A 17,508-nucleotide genomic window follows, 5' to 3' on the forward strand; every position below is an offset into this window, starting at 1 on the left:
TTTTAACCTTGCTTAAAGAAAGTTATAAGTTTAACAAGAAAAAATTATCTCGCCAAAATACTTAAGGAATTCAATAATTGAGCATCCAGCGTTTCAGTTGCAGGAATAGGTAATCCGTTCGCAATGCGGTAATTTTTCACAGACTGCCTCGTAGATGGTCCCATTATGCCGTCAATATTCCCATTGTAAAATCCCTTGTCCAGCAATGCGAACTGAACACGCATGATTAAGCGCTTACGCTTCTCTGTACCAGAAGTAAGCCCATTACTTGCACGGTTAGCTTCTGTAGTTCCAACTGAATTCGTAGTAGTAGAGTTAATATTGTCGTTAGAACGAAGCGAACGCACAGAGGAAGAGGACGATGAGGAACTTGTTCCTGAACTTGAAGACCCGGATGAACTTGGTGAGCTGTATGTTTTTGGATAATAAGGAGTGCTGCCACCATAGTACCCGCCGCCTGATGATGATCGGTGAGAACTATGGCTCCGATGGGAGCTATGACTGCGATGCCCTGCAATGTAGAATGGAACTTCGGTGTTAAGTGGTGCTATCACTAAATCATGTTCATTAAGAGTCATACCAGGCAAATCACTTGCTCCGGTAGATGAATCACTTGCCCATACAGAATTATTAAGTGCCAAAAATCCCGGAAGTAGAGCAGCAAAATTAAATTTTTTCATAAAATTGGTCTCGGTGGTTGATGAAAACGGCCTGTTGAGGAACTGAAATAACCAGCACAGGAAGACTTCTGAGTGCATTCATCACATTCTTTCGGATAGTAATTTTTCCAATCAGAGATCGACTGAGCAGCAAGCTCCCAAGCTCTTTCAGGAAGATGACACAAAGGATAATTAAAAATTGTTAGAGGTATGCCTGACCTGTGTGCAGTGTCTATGGCGGAGGTTATTTTCTCACTATAACTGCTGTGCTCAATGAAGATTGTTGACCAGTTCTTTCGTGCCCAACCGATAGATTCCAGCCCCATAAGGGAAATCTGATTAATGTTGGAGAACACTCGGCCAACGAACTCTACAATATCATCCAATTCTGTATAGTTAGCCAGTGTCGGAATAACTCTAAGTTCGATATTAATCCCTGAGTTTCCTGCATTGATTAACCCCTTAACCGTTTCATTAAATGCGCCATCACTCCCTACCAGATGATCATGCACAAGTGGTCTTGATGAGTAGAGCGGGATACCAAAGGTGATTTTGATCTTTTTGCTTCGCTTTGCCATTTCCTGAGTAAAGTTGATATCAGCAAATTTGCGTCCGTTTGTTAAAACATGCAAAGCAGTATCTGGTGAATTCTCGATGATAAAATCAATGAAGTGAAGGAAATCATCTCCATACAGCAAAGGTTCTCCACCGCTGACCCCAACAACTCCATCCAAACCAAATGAAGCTATAGCAAGAGCTGATTGGGTAAGTAGCCAGTCATCATTTGATTTCTTTGGTGGCTGCGAACAAAACAGACACAAGTTATTGCAGCGTTCCGTTACTAAGACAGTATTATGATTGGCTCTGCGGGACAGAATTACGCGTATCATATTGCCATTGTTGATTATCCCAATATCTCCATCTTCAATTGACTCATATAATTCAGTGCTAATAACAGAGAAATCAAAGCATGGTTGAATGGTATCATTATTGCCTTCAGCAACTACCAGTAAATTGGGCAAAAAGAATAAAGGGTTCATTGGTTTTTGTTTGCATAACCGATAGAACCCCGTAGGCACATTCTTTTTTGAAGCAAAATGAAAGATATCGTGCCTAATAACCTCAGACATATGCCCATCCTTTTAGCATCTCAGCCTTCGGACCACCTTCTGAGATGCAGTTCATCAGATACCTGAACATCCCCTTGTGATACTGACAAAACGTTGAACGACTCCTATCACCAACAGGCTCACCCTGTACACTTATGTTCTGGCATGGATCTGCACCGCAAAATGGTTGATATGCACATGTATCACAACCTGGCAGAGCAAAATTGAACGATGAACTCAACACTGCGTTATAGTAAGGACTCTTAGAAAATGATAGCGTTTTAACCTCACCCGCACTGAACTCCGTTTCAGGGTTCACCTTCTGTAACATACGGCTCTCATCGCTACCATATACTCGACCGTCATAATTGAAAAGAATACTGTTAAGCACGACCCCGCTTGGCGACTTTAAATCCGCATAACCACTAAAGCCGGGATTGAAGATCCTTTTCAGATGAATGGAGGCCGAATGTTCCACAACCCTTATTCCTTCATTATTCATCTTAAGGATTTCATCTATCAACGAAGCATAGAAACTGAAGTATTCCTCCATAGAAAATGTGAACGATGCTTTTTGTGCAAACCCATAGGGACTAACAGGTCGGATAAACATGTCCTTGAGGCCAAGAGACAAGTGAGCCTGGACAATTGATTCAGGATGCCTGATAAGATCTTTAGTAACTGTAGTAACCGTTGCAACGCGACCAGCGCCTAAAGACCGTTTGATAGCCTCTACCCCTGACACTGTTCTACTGTACGCAAGCCCATGACCAAGAATTCGATTACTGTTGTGAACAACTTCCTCACCATCAAGCGAAACAGAGAACGTTATGTTCCTGTCTCTCGACCATTCAAGCATATCCTCATTCAAGACAGACAGGCTTGAAGCTACCACCATCTCAAAATCGGTGCTTCCCAGCGTTTCAGCACATTGCTCATAGATAGACTGAATTAAATCGAACCGCAAGAGTGGCTCTCCACCCTGTATCTCTATCTTGTAAGGTGGAGTTGATAGTTTTTTGATAGTAGAAATGATATCAGGGATGAGAGCGGCATCTAGATCATAACCAGAGGCGTTCACTGAAGCTCTACTAACCTGACAATACTTGCAGGTATGGTCGCAACGTAATGTGGGCACAATCATGAAAATTGGCCCGATCGCCAGTTCATTCATCAATCGTTTTGCAAAAGCAGAACTTAAAGCATAGGGAGCAATAGCTGATGAGCTTTCGTTGGTTATGAACAGCTTGCTTTCAAGTGCGTTTGATTGTTCCGCACTGATTTGCTCATCAGAAAGATCAAGCAGCTCTTGCTCATCAATGAAGTGATGAAAACCAGCGAGGTTGCTTATAAACACCTGTCCATTAGGCAATCTGTCAAAATTGAATGGCATCAATTCCATCACGAAAGCCTTTCATCGACACTGCGAAGCACTTTATGGACAATAGAATCTCTCAACGCCCCTGTTTTATGCTGTAGTTTTTCTCGCAAAGTGTAATCATTCAGCAGCCTCTCGAATTCATAGAGGCATTCGGGACTGTCGTTTTCAAAAGAGATTGTCCAGGAGGATATATCTTCACAAAGCTTCCACTGAGTAAGCGAAGTCATCCAGTACAGGCTATTGCGTATAACCCATTCAGAATAAACATCTTTTTTTAACATCCTTTCGCACATTGCCATTGCCTCACAAAGCTAATAATCACAATCAGCAACCGCTTTAAAGCGGATTTTTCCTATAGAAATGAGGATACACCATTTAATTAATATGTTACAAGATGTTAGCATCTGAATGGCGATTCCGAAAAATGATGCTGGTTATAATGATCCTGATAACCTATTTTCCGCTGGTGTGGTTTCGCTGGGATTAAAGTAGCTTTGTACAGTTTAAATGAAGAATAATTCTTTCAATTATCAGCGCGATATTAAAAGGGGTAAAAAATGGTCGAAACGTCTCCAAATAAAGACAGTGTAAAAGAAAAAGCTTATGATTTTTTAAGTAGTAAAAAAATCACAGTTCAACTAGATAGTTATTCTGAAAAGACTGAAAATATTGTTGGCATAGATTATAGAGTTATTTCATTCTGTCAAAATACAAAAACAATTGATGTGGTGATTGATCATGATGAAGACTCAAGTTTAATACTTAAAACGGAGTTTATAAAAACAAAAACATTAAAACACTTTTTAACTGTGATCATTTCATTATTTTATATAATTACCATTATAATTTTCTTTATTCTCCCATCTTCATGGGTAGGTAAAATATTATTATTTTCCACACCAATTGCCTTTGGTTATTTTTTATATTATATGGCTTATAAGACTGCAAAAATCTATCTTAAGAAACTTACTGATACTATAACTTTTAGCAGTGCAGCTATTGCAGCAGCTACAGCACTTTGTGGATTAAACCTGCCACAATACTTGTATGACCACGAAGCAAATGGAATTATACAAATCATTTTATTTTTAATATTACAAACATTTTCTATTTTTGCCACCACGAAATGTTTAATTTCATGGGGTGAAACAATAGAAGAAAGCAGAAGATACTACAAAAAAAATGAAATCATAAAAAAGAAAGCGGGCATTTTAAAAAATACAAAGCTGCTTATTATCTCAGCTTTGTTATATTCAAAGATCAGGTTTCACAAAAACAATAAAAATAATAAATAAAGAAAAACAATCAACTTAAAATATATATAGTAAAGATGGGGAATGTTGTTATTGACATCCCCATATATATTGCAGATATTAATTCCAACCAGCCGGGGATAATTCCCCATTGAAATGAAAGAAAAATAAAGAATATAGATAGCAGGATGCAAAATATATGCAAGACTATCATGGGTATATTTTTATTTTCTTCGGACAATATTTTAATTATATTTATCATAACTCCCCCTATTTTTTATTTTAATATTTAACACTTATTTTTACCGTGTCAAGCAAATCAACTAATATTATATTTAGCAAGGGCTAACCCATCGAAGCGCTACGCTGCTTCTTCGAGTTCCCCTTGTTTTTCCGCCCTTCGGTTGAAAAAAATTAAAAGCAAAATCAAGACACTACATTGACATTATTCGCATCTATCATATAAATAAATTAAGCATAAGGAATATGCTTTTATTTAATTATATGAAAAGGAGTTCATATGGTCGAAAGTAATACTTTTAATAAAATTTTTGTAAGTAAGCATTCCCGTAATGGAAGCGTTAACGAAGCGAAGCTCTCACACAACCAGCTTCGTTCTCATTGCATCAGTGTCAGATTAAATGATGAAGAGCTAACGCTTCTCAATGAGAAACGAGGCCGTCATCGTAAAGGCGAGTGGCTTCGCTTATCTTTACTTAATAAACTTCCTGCTGTCGTTCCAGCCATCAATTTTGAAGCCTGGAAAACCCTTGGTGAGATTTCGCAGAAGCTAAACAAGCTTGTGGCTCATCTTGATAGCAAGAGCTATGAAAGCTCTCTGACGCAAACTGAACTCTTCGCCGTAAAGCGTCAGGTCTCAGAGCTTCGCTTGCATTTAATTACCGCTGACCTGTGGAGAGCTTCCCATGAAGGGAATGCAAAAAATCCGCAGGGGTAAGAGCTTCGCAGGGGTCGTGCTTTACGCATTAAAACCAGCTTCTCATCATAAAAAAGATCCGATAGTAATTGGCGGGAACATGGATGGAAGCGATGTCGGAGAGTTGATTGCAGAATTCAATGCGACTAAAACGCTTCGTCCAGAAGTCGCTAAAGCGGTATGGCACAATTCGCTTCGTTTGCCTAAAAACGAGGCATTGACTGATGCTCAGTGGTCTGAAATAGCAGATGATTACATGTCTCGCATGGGCTTCTCTGAAACGCATCTCAGATGCTACGTCCTTCATGATGATGCGGCCGGCCAGCACATCCATATCATCGCCAGTCGCATCGAACTCAGTTCGGGGAAGCTCTACTTAGGTAAAAATGAGAACCTTATCAGCACACGTATCATTGAAGAGCTGGAGCAAGACTACCAGTTAACCAGAACCAAAGGACCGAAAGCATCTCCAGCAGCGCCCTCACCTAAACCGAAGCTCAAAAAATCCCGTAATGAGATGATGATAGAAAAGAGAACTGGTGAGCTATGCCCAAAAGCGATCATCCAAAACGCCCTAAATGAACTGCTTGGCAGCAGGCAATCTATTATCGGCTTCGTGCAACAGCTTCTTGCTCAAAGGATCAAAGCCATCCCAAATATTGCTTCAACAGGGAAAATGAACGGCTTCTCATTCGAATACAGCGGAATTTCTTTCAAGGCATCTCAGCTTGGCAAAGCATATTCTTGGCCAGCTTTACAGGGCAAACTCGATTACCAGCCGGAACGCGATAATGGTTTCCTATTTGCATTGAAAATGCCCTCAGTCAGTAAGGCATCGGTTAGTGAAGCGCCTTGTATGTTCATGACTACAGATGCTCCTGAAATCACAACAACAGAAGCTAACGGCCCCATAGCAGCGCTTATCCATGATAACCGTGCTGGTCAGGACGAATACGCTAACGCTTTAGCCAAACAGCTTCACTTAGAACCAAGTGCTGGTGCTCAAGAAGAATTTGCTACCGAAGCGGTAAAAGAAGCCTCCAAGCGAAGCTATAGGGCTTCAACGTTCAGATGGTTAGAAACCATCCCCTATCTCAATACCATCATTACCATCTTCAAAAACCTCAAAATCCCAACCCTTAAACGCCCTCGAAAACACAAAACCATCACTGGCGTGACAGTGGTAGAGATTATGCCTCTCCCCCAAAAAAATCTCATCGAATCAGCACCTCAATCCAGAAGAGCTTCGCTTTCGATGTAAGGCTGGCAAGCCTTTTTTGATAGATACAGCCCAATATATTGATCGTTTAAACCGATCGATAATCCAGCCCTGATAGCCAACAACTATCATTAATCAGTAATCGATCGGTACAAGTGATTTGCGTTTCTTACGAACTAAGTCAAAATGTCAATTTACATGCAATCATATAACAATATGATTTAACTAGTTTATTTACTTATCATTAGCTCAAACGCAGGGTTTGAAATGGCAATTACCATCTCAACTGTTAGCCAGGACGGTTTCATACATCAGCGAATATGACTTCATCTCAAAAACTAAGGAACTTGTATGAACATCTCCGCTACGAAAAGCAGGAAGAAAGAAGCTGAAGCTGGTCTTTCTAATGATCCTCTGCAAACGGAAATCACAACACCCAATTTTGTGCTGTTTGGTGGAACTTTCACATTTATTGAGACCTTCTCTGCCACTGTCATCGACTCCGATCTAGGCAATGGTCATATCTGGGTAAAAACCAACACAGGGGATGAGAAGCAGATTTCTGACTATGGTATCCCTTTCAGAAGTTCACACACTATCCATAGATACGAACTTCGCCAATATAGTGAGGATGGTTCGTATGATGCATATAAAGATGCGCTTATCGTTAATAAGAAAACGGGTGAACACGAGGTAAACTTAAAAAGGAAAACCATTATTATTCCCGCTTTTCTGACAATGCTATTGTAAGTATCCCGGCAAAACGGCCCATTCACTTTTAGAGATCTTCCGACATACTGATAATGTCCCCTGAGGAGATCGCTATGCGTAAGATCCGATTCACTGAACACCAGATCATCGCTGTATTGAAGTCCGTCGAAGCCGGACGTACCGTTAAGGATGTGTGCCGTGAGGCCGCTATTTCGGAAGCCAGCTATTACAACTGGAAGGCAAAATATGGCGGGATGGAAGCGGCCGATATTAAAAAAATAAAAGATCTGGAAGACGAGAATCGGAGGCTTAAACAGATGTTTGCTGATCTCAGCCTTGAGTGCCGGGCACTTAAAGACGTCATCGAAAAAAAGCTTTAAAACCAGCGATAAAGCGTGAACTTGTCAGCTATCTGACGGCACAATTTGCCATGAGTTTACGCCAGGCCTGCAGGACGTTATCGCTGAGCAGGACGGTGTATTTTTATCAGCCTGATACCCGGCGTGATGAACCGGTGATCCATGCGCTGACTGAGCTGGCAGAACGCTATCCGCGCTACGGTTTTAAGAAGCTTTTCCAACTGCTACGCAGGCAGGGCAATACCTGGAACCATAAACGTGTTCACCGGATTTATTGCCTGCTGAAACTGAATTTTCGTCGCAAGGGAAAACAGCGGCTGCCAGTGCGTAATCCAGCACCACTGGCGACGCCGCAAGCGCTAAATCAGAGCTGGTCCATCGATTTTATGCACGACGCGCTGGTCTGCGGCAGGCGCTTCCGGACCTTCAATGTGGTGGATGATTTTAACCGTGAGGCACTGGCGATAGAAATCGACCTGAATATCCCGGCTCAGCGAGTCATCCGGGTGCTGGACAGGATCGTGGCAAACCGCGGCTACCCGCTGAAAATGCGGATGGACAACGGGCCAGAACTGGTCTCGCTGGCGCTGGCACAATGGGCCGAAGAAAATGGCGTACAGCTCGAATTTATCAAGCCGGGTAAGCCTACACAAAATGCTTTTATCGAACGGTTCAACCGAACATACCGGACAGAAATCCTGGATTTTTACCTGTTCAGAACACTGAATGAAGCGCGGGAAATTACCGAGCGCTGGCTGATGGAATATAACAACGAGCGGCCTCATGAATCCCTGAATAACCTGACGCCGGAAGAGTACCGGCTGATGGCTGAAAAACCGGAAATCTCAAAAAGTGTGTGGAACTAAAACAGGTGTGCTTACAGTATATGATCGTTATTACTTGATAACCTAATATTGAATTTAGTAGTCAAATTACTTAGTTTGTTTGAGATAAAATAAGTATTCATATGTAAAAAATCAGTTGTCATGATGGTATCTAAACTTTCATCAGAATGAATCAATAAAGATTTTTTAGTGTTCATGAATATGGGTAATTCATTTTTTATATGGTCCATACTCTGACTAACGCTATCTTCAATATGTTTTTGATTCATATTAACCAAGGTTGTTAGTTTCTCATAAAGGGAGTCATCGATACTTACCAAGCTGAACTCACTTCTAAAGTTCTTCCTTTGTTTTACTTTCGGTATTTTTAGAAAGCAATTTTCTCCCGTTCTGATGAGATCTTTCGCTTTTAACGAAGTTAACTGTAATGGCCTCCTTCCCGTTGTTGCTAATAGAATAATGTAGCAATAAATAAACAGAGGGATTTTATCTTCTTTCAACAAGTTGCTGATACTTTCAAGTATGATTTTCATCTCTTCTTCCGTTAATGGTCCACTATTCGGATCTCTTCGTCTAACGGCCTCCCCCGTTAAATTAGGTTTAATGCTTATTTTTTCCAGCATTCTTAGAGCTGAGTTATCAACTCCTTCATAACCGAGTTTTTTCCATTTACTAAGAAAATTCTTTATTGAATTTAGCTTGTAGTTTTTCTCAGGGCCTAAGCTAACATTAAATTGATAAACCGCTGTGGAATTAATCATTTCAAGATCCATCAATCTTAGCCATTGGATAAAGATGTGGTTTATATTCTTTATGTAACCTGAACTATATTCAGACGAAAAATATGCCAAGGTATTGAGATAACCAACACGCATCGACTCTGGCATTTTATCGGCAACCTTATATGGGTAAACACAAATATTTATATCTAATTGCCATTTAATATCAGAAATCCTGAAGCTATACCCTTTCATCATTGCAAAAACTACATTCTCTTTTTTTAAAGTGCTTGTTTTCATTTCATTCCCCTTTAGTTATTTTTCTCAAAGAGTCATAAACTCTTCCAATAACTTCCTTTTCTTTTATTGATATGTGTTTGAAGTTATAATTTCTGACATCTTTGAGTCTTTTGACCACCCCATGAGATAGCACCTCAAACCTGATTTTCGGCTGATATCTAAATTCGAATCATCAATTTCACTTGAATAGAAATAGTTCCAAGAATGTCTCAATTTATGACCTGATAAATTCTTTAATTCCGGGCTTGATTTTTTAATGGTCGAAATTATCTTTTCATATGCTGAAACAGATAAAGGTTCTCCAACTGTTTTACATGAACTGTGTGTAACAAACAGGAAGTCATGCTTCTTCTTTTTGGTGTATTTATTTCTATAGTTATTTATGTAATCCAAAATCTCCAATGCTAACTCGTCCGACAATGGAATTTCCCTTTCACCAGTTTTGACTAAAGGTTGATTCAGCCTTCGATCTTCAATGCAATCATGTCTTCTGAAAATACTTAGTGTGTAATCCCTAGGATTTAAATCATTAACTTTTAGATTTAATAGCTCTCCTGCTCTTAAACCACAATTCAATAGTAAGGTAAAAATGAGTCTGTTTCTCACTTGAACATCCTTCTGGAAAGGATTTTGGCTTCCTTCAATTTCTAATAACTCAAACAGTTTTTTTATCTCTTCTTTGCTCAGTGATTTATCTTTTCTGTCATTCATGCTAAGAGATTTATTTCGCGGGAGATGTGCTTTAATACTTTCTATGAAACTCTCGACTTCATACTTAGCATGAATTCCATTAATAGAATGAATCAACCCGCATAGCCAGTTAAGATAGTTCGAAAAAACATAAATCCTATAACCGAAAGTTCTTCTTGCAATCTGATACCCTTTTATTAATCTTACATTTGTAATCTTTTGCTTATCAAATCTCTGCCTTGCATAGCGTATCAGGTCATCCACTTCTGCTACACTTAGGAACTCCTTAATTCCAATTCTATCAATGATATTTATTTTCCTGCTTTTTAGGAATTTGCTTAGTATTAGTAAGTTTGTTGCAACTATCTCCATCGTTGATGCGGTCGCACTTCTATTCCTGACATTGGTTGTAAGATAGAGATTTTGATAATAAACAGGCAACTGCGTTTCTTTATCGAGAACCAAACATCCTCGTTCGCCATTGCTCATCACAAATTTTTTTATTTGATATGGCATTATAATAACCCTCCAAAAACTTTACATTTAGTAATCACTACGGCTTATCTTTATTTTATCAATTTAAATTTTGCAAATTTTTTGTTATATAAGACTTTATTTGTAATGAATTTAAATATTTAAAAAAATTTCTTTCACGTGAAAGAAACAGGTACGGCTAGATAATGGTATCCATACCCGATATTAAGAAACCACCTTTAAATGCCTATGGCGTAAGCCCTGCATGAAAAAACGTAAAGAATTACGTTAAATATAGGTTTTGTTAAGATATAAACTTTACAAATATGAGAATTAATCTTCATAAATATGAAGGCTGTAATTTTATTTCAGGCGACATGCTTTCTTGAATTTTCGATAGTTAATTGAATCCACTCTTCCACTTCACTTTCAATGAAAGCAACTGCACGAGATCCAATTTTCACTGGTGATGGGAAACATCCTTTGCTGATTAGATGATAGATCCAGGCTTTACCATAACCGGTTCGATTGAGAACTTCAGGGAGGCGAATAAGACGGCTGTTGTGCTGATTCATAGTCGTTTCCTCTTCTTTCGTTTTGATGGAAACGACTATACGAATGAATCAGCGGGAAAGAGACAGAAGCTGGGAACGCCAGAGCTAATGGAGGTTGGCCTTAGTCAGAATCAGCGATTTTCATCACGTCTGAAACTCTGAGGTTTTTGAGATGGCTGTTTTTGTTGATGAACAGATGAAACTGTCGGATGAAAGGTATACTGGCTGCTTTTATCGCCAGTGGTCTGTCTGTGTCCCGAATTTGGTGATTAAGTCGGGTCTGTTCTTCATCATCATCGTCGGTGTAAAGGAGGCGTGAAAGTCGATCTTCTGATATGCGAACCTTATGCAAGGTTGACCATACAAGGATGTCGATCATGGGTATCAATCTGTAGTTGATGAGTTTCTTAATCGTTCCATAACCGAAGCGGATAGCGTCCGTTGTATCTGCCTCGATACCTCTGACTTTACGCCATTGAGGTAGCGCTGCTTTGAGTGATTCAGCTATTTCCTCATCAGTTCCATTCGCAAGGTCAATTTCGACCATGACCGTATCCCTGAACAACTTGGGGAGAGCTTCTGATACAGGGCTATCGAGGAATTCACGGTTAACCGAATACTCATCACTCCCATCCCAAAAGAACAGTGAATTTCGCAGACCGTTGATGCTCAACTGTGCCAGTCGTTCGGTGGTTGTGAGAAAGAAGTGCGGTGGCTGGTAAAGGGTATCCTCTCTTGTGAGATAGCCGAGATGCTTTTCTGTGATGAGAAACGGTTTTCCAGTGAAGATCCTGTCGATGTATAGCCTGACCGCTTCTGCTTCAAATTCCTCATGATACGGCTTAAAGAACAGTGTTCTTGCCAGTAGCTCATGGTAAAGCTGTATGAGCGGAAGCTCTTCAAACTTGCGATAGCTATCAACATCCAGCCACTTCTTCACATCTCTCGTATGCTCAACTGACCAGTTTTTCATAAACCCCATTACGTTAACCTTTTAACTAATATTTAATCAATTTATGTGGGCGGAATGATTACTAAATTCACTTTATACTTGATAAAATATTATGTTTATAAATTTATATGGCACCTTATTAGGATTTTGTTTTTTGATTTGACTCTTTTTATTAGCTTGAAAGCCAACACTCATGTCAAATCTTGTCAATTCAACATGAGGTTTATTTATTTTAAAAACTCCGTTGGTTTTTTGGATATAGTAAAGATATCTATAAAACTACTATCATTACAAATTGTATCATCCGTTTTGTCCTTATATTTAATTACTAAGGATTCATTCCCCCACTTCGTCATCAGCTTTATAAAATTCTCATATGCATTTGGGTCCCTGGCAATAGAATATCTGATTAAAAAGAATGCTCTTTTTTCTATACGGCAAACTGCGCCGCTGAAACATTCTTTCATCATTTTATCGTCAAGATCTCCTTTTAATATTCCAACTGCTGCAAATTCATAAAAATTAAGGAGATATGACAACCCCTTAATACCCTCGACATAAGAGAAATATTCTGATGCATATAACGGATTTTGAAATGACGGCTTTGGTTGATCCTTAATTTTAAACACCCTATCTGACCAATCTGGATGTACTGTAATATTCATTCCAAAGGCTTTAACTAGATCGTCGTTCTTTCTCATATATAAATCACTAAATCTCTGATTCATAATCAAATTTAGTGTATGACTTTTACGTTGCGATGATCTATTTATAGTTGATTGGGTCCACCAACCAGCACAAATAAATAATGAACTCACCAATAGTGAAAGCGTTGTCTGATACTCCATAGATATCTTTGACATTAAATAGTAATATATGGAAAGTGTTAAAAACATCGCTGTAGATATCACAACTAAAGATTTTTTTATCTCTTCATACTTTATGGATAACACTAAATAAAAACTAAAACTGAATAATAATATCAGCGATATATACAACCAATCTCTGCGGTTGAGTGATCTAATATTAAATGGTTTTGTTTGACAGAAAAATAGCACTCCGATTAAAAAAATAATGCTAAAGATAACTAATATATATATTACGTTTTGCAATGAAAATTTATTATCATTTTTCATTAGGTAGCCTTAAAAAAAAGAGCAGTTTAAACTGCTCTTTAATTAAAAAATACTCTTTTATTCAAAATAAGCGTTTTCTGTGATATTTTTTAATAGATTATGTAGCATAAATCCTCCTTTGTATTGATCAACTAATGAAGTATCTACTTACTTATTTTATACGATCTTTTAATAAAAAGCAATATAGATATTTATTATCTTTATTTTCTCCTCCAATCATTATATCTTCTTCACAAAGCTAATATAATGAGCCTAATGTTAAATGATAAATTTGGTTTCTGCTGAAAACCCTAAATATGTTGAGGCTTATGGCTTTCACTTTAAACACTCCTGATTTGGCTTGAATCCTTGCCATCAGATCATCGTAGAGCGGTATGAGAGTCAGCTCTTCCCGCGATACGTATCAATATCCAGCCATGTCTTAACATTCTTCGTATGCTCAACTGACCAATTTTTCATCATCCAGCCCGCCCCTTGAATCCATGTGGTGGCTTTAGCTTACTGCAACCCTTAAGTCAGGTGAAATTTTAGAGTAGCAGTGTTTTTCCTCCATCTAAGATGACTTTACCTTTTAGGCATACACTGATACAATTCAATAAAAAAAATCAATTATAATCAATATATTATATTGCTTTATTTAATCCTCTCGTGCCGACCAATCTTACTCGTTAAATAAAGGGCTTGCCTGATCGGGTTAGCCCTTTTTCTATGTGGTAATTTGTGTATACACAGTACCTTTGCGTTTCCTTCCCTGATGCAAAACCCCTTGCGTTGTTAATCCGCACCTTACGAAGCTAATCGCAAGAATAATACTCACGCGAAAACTTTGATTGAAATTGACGAAGTTGTTCTTCCGCCGGGACCGATCGGCTAACAGTCTGAGTAAAAGTGAATACCTGAGATTTCAGCCCGCTAACGGTGGTTTATTTCCCCTTTTGCCCATCCAGTACATTCAAACGCTCAACCAGTCAGGAGGCGCACCCACGCTGAGTCAGCGTTGCCATTGTTTGCGCATTTGTTCCACATCTGGTCTCGCTGGCCACAGAGTTTGAGCCAGGGCCACAAGTGCATTCCCGTACTGAATTGCCCAGTTGGGCGGTAATGTCGCCACCCGCCCCCCTTGCGAAAAGACGTCCTTTAGCCAGACTGGGGGCAGGTTTAACGCCGCCAGCCTGATTAAGCACCTGTATTTGAGCATTGCTCAGCGTTTGCGACAAAAGGGGAATTGAAGCAGCTAGCGTTCGGGAGGCATTATCCACTCACAGCACAGACCATCAACACCGAACCAACCCCAGCAAGAAATACCGGCCAACGCAGGCGATTGGTTTTAATGCCATCATTTTGGGCAGTAACAAAATGGCGAGTCTGTACTTACTGTTTTTCACGCCCACCCAGGAAAAAAATCCCCAGCGGAATGGCAAGAAGAACGGTGAACACCAGGCTATAAACGAAGATCATCGCCGATTGCAGGACGTACATGCTTGTCGTCCATGCTGAAAGCGGGATGTTGTACTGTTCGATAACACCGACAATGGTGGCCCGGCCGACGCCTGCTGCCGCAATCAAAAATACAACAAGCAGAGCCAGTAAGAATTTGCGGCCTTCAGGTGTTTTCAGTTTTGCGCGAACCATCTCTCTCTTCCTTTACAGATAAATAACATGATTTAACGCTCACACTAACACGATCTCCCACACGACTCCAATTCAGCATTAAAATCCAGATATAACACAAAAAACCAGCTCATTACTCTGCTATAAATGAAAGAATAGGTAAACAAAACTACTTATTCAGCAAGGTTATGCTAATCTGAACGGGATCGTTTGACATAAAGGAATGACTGTGAAAAACGCACCAAAATTTGCAATTGCCCTGATCGCCGCAGCCTGTGTTAGCGCGAGCGCTTTCGCCACTGATGCTAAAAATGTGCAACCGCTGGAAAAAGTTGCTCCTTATCCGCAAGCGGAGAAAGGAATGAAGCGTCAGGTGATTCAGTTACCGGTTCAGGAAGACGAAACGAATTACAAAGTTGAGCTGTTAATCGGCCAGACGCTGGAAGTGGACTGTAATCGACATCGTCTTGGCGGCCAACTGGAAAGCAAGACTCTGGAGGGATGGGGCTACGATTACTACGTTTTCGACAAAGTGACCTCGCCGGTATCCACTATGATGGCGTGCCCGGATGGCAAGAAAGAGAACAAATTTGTAACCGCATATCTGGGCGATAACAGCCTGCTGCGCTACAACAGCAAGTTACCTATCGTGGTATATACGCCAGAGAATATTGATGTGAAATATCGAGTGTGGAAGGCAGAAGAAGAGACGAGAAACGCTGTCGTTCGTTAATAAAAAGCCGGGTAAGCGCTATCGCTACCCGGCTTTTTACATTACAGCGCGATATCCGCTACCGGTTTGTTTTCAGGTTGAGACTTAAGCTCTGCCTTCGGTGCCGTATCCGCTACCTGCGGTTTGACATACTGCAACTGCAGAACACGGCTGGTGTATTCCAGTTCCTGTTCTGTTGCCGCCACGTTGCCATTAAGCTTCGTGCCGTAAGACGGAATAATCGTTTTGAGTTTTGCCTGCCACGCCGGGCTGGAAACTTTATCTTTGAACACTTTTTCCATCAGGTGCAGCATAATTGGCGCTGCGGTTGACGCACCAGGCGATGCCCCCAGCAGTGCAGCGATTGTACCGTCTTTATCACTCACAACTTCAGTGCCAAGGCGCAACACACCGCCCTCTTTCGGATCGCGCTTGATAATCTGTACACGCTGACCCGCCTGCCACAAGCGCCAGTCTTCTTTCTTCGCCTGTGGATAATACTCTTTCAGTGCCGCAAAGCGATCGTCATCGGAGAGCATCACCTGACCAATCAGGTATTTGACGAGATCGAAGTTATCCAGGCCCACATCCACCATTGGCATAAAGTTGGATGTCGTCGTGGAGCTCAGCAGATCCCACAGAGAACCGTTCTTCAGGAATTTGGTGGAGAAGGTTGCGAATGGCCCAAACAGCACCACACGTTTACCATCCAGAATACGGGTGTCGATATGGGGAACAGACATCGGCGGCGCACCGACAGAAGCCTGACCATACACTTTCGCCAGATGGCGATTCACCACTTCCGGGTTATCAGATACAAGGAACTGACCGCCTACCGGGAAACCAGCATAATCATCCGCCTCAGGAATACCGGTTTCCTGGAGCAGTTTCAACGCCGCACCACCCGCACCAATAAAGACAAACTTCGCTTTAATGACGTGTTCCGCATCCTTGTTTTTCAGATCGGCAACCGTCACGCTCCAGCTGTTATCCGCATTGCGCTTGAAGCCACGGACTTCGGTGCTGAGCTGCAGGTTAAAGTTCTCTTTTTTCTGCAGGGAACCGACCAGTTGACGGGTGATCTCACCGTAGTTAACGTCCGTACCGATTTCGGTACGGGTCGCTGCAACTTTCTGATTTGGGTCACGCCCCTCCATCACCAGCGGAGCCCACTCTTTAATCTGAGCGTGATCTTCTGAATATTTCATGCCACGGAACAGGCTGCTTTGTTGCAGAGCGGCGTAACGCGCGCGCAGGAAGTTCACATTTTGGTCACCCCACACGAAACTCATGTGTGGAACGGTATTGATGAAGGCATGTGGATCATGCATCACACCACTGTTCACCTGGTGTGACCAGAACTGGCGAGACACCTGGAACGCTTCGTTAATTTCTACTGCTTTCTCGATACTAATGGAGCCGTCCTTTTTCTGCGGCGTATAGTTCAGCTCCATAAGTGCCGAGTGTCCTGTGCCGGCATTGTTCCAGCCGTTAGAACTCTCTTTTGCCACGCCATCAAGGCGCTCGACCATGGTCATTGACCAGTCTGGCTGTAATTCTTGCAGATAGGTTCCCAGCGTGGCGCTCATGATACCGCCACCAATTAAAAGGACGTCCGTTTCCTGCTCTTTCGGCGTGTCGGCTTTCGCAGTCATTGAGACAGCGTTCAGCCCCATCGCCAGGGTCATGAGCATGGCAGTCATTTTTTTCATAATTTATGCCTTCGTTGTAGTAGTGCTTTATGCGTGGAAATTGCAGGTGAAAAAACTGCGGGGAACGGTAACAACTTTTAAATATTGTTTAAAGGTTACGAAATTATTGTAATTGTGAAATTTAATGATGGATTGTTTGTATGGGATTGAGGGATGCGGCTGGCAAAACAGCCGT

The 17,508-nt window shown here is 40.9% G+C and carries 15 protein-coding genes and 2 pseudogenes; 6 read left to right on the forward strand and 11 right to left on the reverse strand.

The features are described 5' to 3' along the window. Positions 1–44 precede the first annotated feature (44 nt). The 4 genes from hxsA to hxsD are packed head-to-tail and all read right to left on the reverse strand — an operon-like array spanning position 45 to position 3,442. Entirely contained in the window at positions 45–680 is a 636-nt protein-coding gene (gene hxsA, locus HV346_RS15445) for a His-Xaa-Ser repeat protein HxsA (RefSeq protein WP_071845382.1), read from the reverse strand. Then, complete coding sequence (gene hxsC / locus HV346_RS15450; RefSeq protein ID WP_181620173.1) at positions 677–1,789, reverse strand: His-Xaa-Ser system radical SAM maturase HxsC; 1,113 nt, start codon at positions 1,787–1,789, stop codon at positions 677–679. The genes hxsA and hxsC overlap by 4 nt, the downstream gene beginning before the upstream one ends. Beyond that, positions 1,782–3,170 carry a His-Xaa-Ser system radical SAM maturase HxsB gene (hxsB, locus tag HV346_RS15455; protein WP_181620174.1) on the reverse strand — a complete coding sequence of 463 codons (1,389 nt, stop codon included), beginning with the start codon at positions 3,168–3,170 and terminating at the stop codon, positions 1,782–1,784. Before hxsB ends, hxsC begins: the two co-directional genes overlap by 8 nt. After that, positions 3,170–3,442, reverse strand: a complete 273-nt coding sequence (hxsD, locus tag HV346_RS15460) for a His-Xaa-Ser system protein HxsD (protein ID WP_001610846.1) — start codon at positions 3,440–3,442, stop codon at positions 3,170–3,172. Before hxsD ends, hxsB begins: the two co-directional genes overlap by 1 nt. Positions 3,443–3,706: 264 nt before the next feature. On the opposite strand from hxsD, the gene HV346_RS15465 reads away from it, so the two are divergent. The 5 genes and pseudogenes from HV346_RS15465 (at position 3,707) to HV346_RS15485 (ending at position 8,494) form a co-directional block, all read left to right on the forward strand. Then, positions 3,707–4,444, forward strand: coding sequence for a hypothetical protein (locus HV346_RS15465; protein WP_064181995.1), 738 nt, complete (start codon positions 3,707–3,709; stop codon positions 4,442–4,444). 478 nt (positions 4,445–4,922) lie between these two features. After that, entirely contained in the window at positions 4,923–5,360 is a 438-nt protein-coding gene (locus tag HV346_RS15470; RefSeq protein WP_181620175.1) for a hypothetical protein, read from the forward strand. Then, positions 5,329–6,600: a relaxase/mobilization nuclease domain-containing protein gene (locus HV346_RS15475; RefSeq protein WP_181620176.1), complete on the forward strand. Its 1,272-nt coding sequence runs from the start codon at positions 5,329–5,331 to the stop codon at positions 6,598–6,600. The genes HV346_RS15470 and HV346_RS15475 overlap by 32 nt, the downstream gene beginning before the upstream one ends. A gap of 309 nt (positions 6,601–6,909) precedes the next feature. Continuing rightward, positions 6,910–7,302, forward strand: a pseudogene (locus tag HV346_RS15480) (hypothetical protein); the annotation flags it as partial. An 80-nt stretch (positions 7,303–7,382) separates the two neighbouring features. Then, positions 7,383–8,494 (forward strand): IS3 family transposase gene (locus HV346_RS15485; protein WP_181619794.1). Its coding sequence is split into 2 segments (ribosomal slippage): positions 7,383–7,644 and positions 7,644–8,494, totalling 1,113 coding nucleotides; the frame shifts between segments, so codons are not numbered across the junction. 11 nt (positions 8,495–8,505) lie between these two features. Here the strand turns inward: HV346_RS15485 and HV346_RS15490 are convergent. The 6 genes and pseudogenes from HV346_RS15490 to HV346_RS15525 form a co-directional block, all read right to left on the reverse strand. Next, positions 8,506–9,492, reverse strand: coding sequence for a site-specific integrase (locus HV346_RS15490; RefSeq protein WP_249415104.1), 987 nt, complete (start codon positions 9,490–9,492; stop codon positions 8,506–8,508). Position 9,493: 1 nt separating this feature from the next. Then, positions 9,494–10,698, reverse strand: a pseudogene (locus HV346_RS15495) (site-specific integrase). Positions 10,699–11,024: 326 nt separating this feature from the next. Next, the gene (locus tag HV346_RS15500) at positions 11,025–11,231 is read right to left on the reverse strand and encodes an AlpA family transcriptional regulator (protein WP_181620177.1); all 207 of its coding nucleotides are present in this window, start codon (positions 11,229–11,231) and stop codon (positions 11,025–11,027) included. Positions 11,232–11,331: 100 nt separating this feature from the next. After that, entirely contained in the window at positions 11,332–12,183 is an 852-nt protein-coding gene (locus HV346_RS15505; RefSeq protein ID WP_181620178.1) for a DUF6387 family protein, read from the reverse strand. 206 nt (positions 12,184–12,389) lie between these two features. Continuing rightward, entirely contained in the window at positions 12,390–13,298 is a 909-nt protein-coding gene (locus tag HV346_RS15510) for a DUF4760 domain-containing protein (RefSeq protein ID WP_071845378.1), read from the reverse strand. Positions 13,299–14,669: 1,371 nt separating this feature from the next. Then, positions 14,670–14,930 (reverse strand): DUF2534 family protein, encoded by a 261-nt coding sequence (locus HV346_RS15525; protein WP_181620180.1) that lies wholly within the window; start codon positions 14,928–14,930, stop codon positions 14,670–14,672. Positions 14,931–15,132: 202 nt separating this feature from the next. Here HV346_RS15525 and eco point away from each other — a divergent pair, with 202 nt between their 5' ends. Then, on the forward strand, positions 15,133–15,642 hold the full coding sequence (gene eco, locus HV346_RS15530) for a serine protease inhibitor ecotin (protein ID WP_181620181.1): 510 nt from the start codon (positions 15,133–15,135) through the stop codon (positions 15,640–15,642). A gap of 41 nt (positions 15,643–15,683) precedes the next feature. Here the strand turns inward: eco and mqo are convergent, their stop codons facing one another. Next, positions 15,684–17,333, reverse strand: a complete 1,650-nt coding sequence (gene mqo / locus HV346_RS15535) for a malate dehydrogenase (quinone) (RefSeq protein WP_181620182.1) — start codon at positions 17,331–17,333, stop codon at positions 15,684–15,686. Between the last annotated feature and the right edge of the window lie 175 nt (positions 17,334–17,508).

It is taken from the genome of Enterobacter sp. RHBSTW-00994, assembly GCF_013782625.1.
In the GTDB taxonomy this organism is placed as follows: Bacteria; Pseudomonadota; Gammaproteobacteria; order Enterobacterales; family Enterobacteriaceae; genus Enterobacter.

Bases quoted from the DNA above. Each gene is read 5' to 3' on its own strand.
- HV346_RS15510 (WP_071845378.1), bottom strand. From the start codon at position 13,298: ATGAAAAATGATAATAAATTTTCATTGCAAAACGTAATATATATATTA.
- HV346_RS15500 (WP_181620177.1), bottom strand. From the start codon at position 11,231: ATGAATCAGCACAACAGCCGTCTTATTCGCCTCCCTGAAGTTCTCAAT.
- HV346_RS15525 (WP_181620180.1), bottom strand. From the start codon at position 14,930: ATGGTTCGCGCAAAACTGAAAACACCTGAAGGCCGCAAATTCTTACTG.
- HV346_RS15490 (WP_249415104.1), bottom strand. From the start codon at position 9,492: ATGAAAACAAGCACTTTAAAAAAAGAGAATGTAGTTTTTGCAATGATG.
- hxsC (WP_181620173.1), bottom strand. From the start codon at position 1,789: ATGTCTGAGGTTATTAGGCACGATATCTTTCATTTTGCTTCAAAAAAG.
- HV346_RS15475 (WP_181620176.1), top strand. From the start codon at position 5,329: ATGAAGGGAATGCAAAAAATCCGCAGGGGTAAGAGCTTCGCAGGGGTC.
- mqo (WP_181620182.1), bottom strand. From the start codon at position 17,333: ATGAAAAAAATGACTGCCATGCTCATGACCCTGGCGATGGGGCTGAAC.
- HV346_RS15505 (WP_181620178.1), bottom strand. From the start codon at position 12,183: ATGAAAAACTGGTCAGTTGAGCATACGAGAGATGTGAAGAAGTGGCTG.
- hxsA (WP_071845382.1), bottom strand. From the start codon at position 680: ATGAAAAAATTTAATTTTGCTGCTCTACTTCCGGGATTTTTGGCACTT.
- HV346_RS15470 (WP_181620175.1), top strand. From the start codon at position 4,923: ATGGTCGAAAGTAATACTTTTAATAAAATTTTTGTAAGTAAGCATTCC.
- eco (WP_181620181.1), top strand. From the start codon at position 15,133: ATGACTGTGAAAAACGCACCAAAATTTGCAATTGCCCTGATCGCCGCA.
- hxsB (WP_181620174.1), bottom strand. From the start codon at position 3,170: ATGGAATTGATGCCATTCAATTTTGACAGATTGCCTAATGGACAGGTG.
- hxsD (WP_001610846.1), bottom strand. From the start codon at position 3,442: ATGTGCGAAAGGATGTTAAAAAAAGATGTTTATTCTGAATGGGTTATA.
- HV346_RS15465 (WP_064181995.1), top strand. From the start codon at position 3,707: ATGGTCGAAACGTCTCCAAATAAAGACAGTGTAAAAGAAAAAGCTTAT.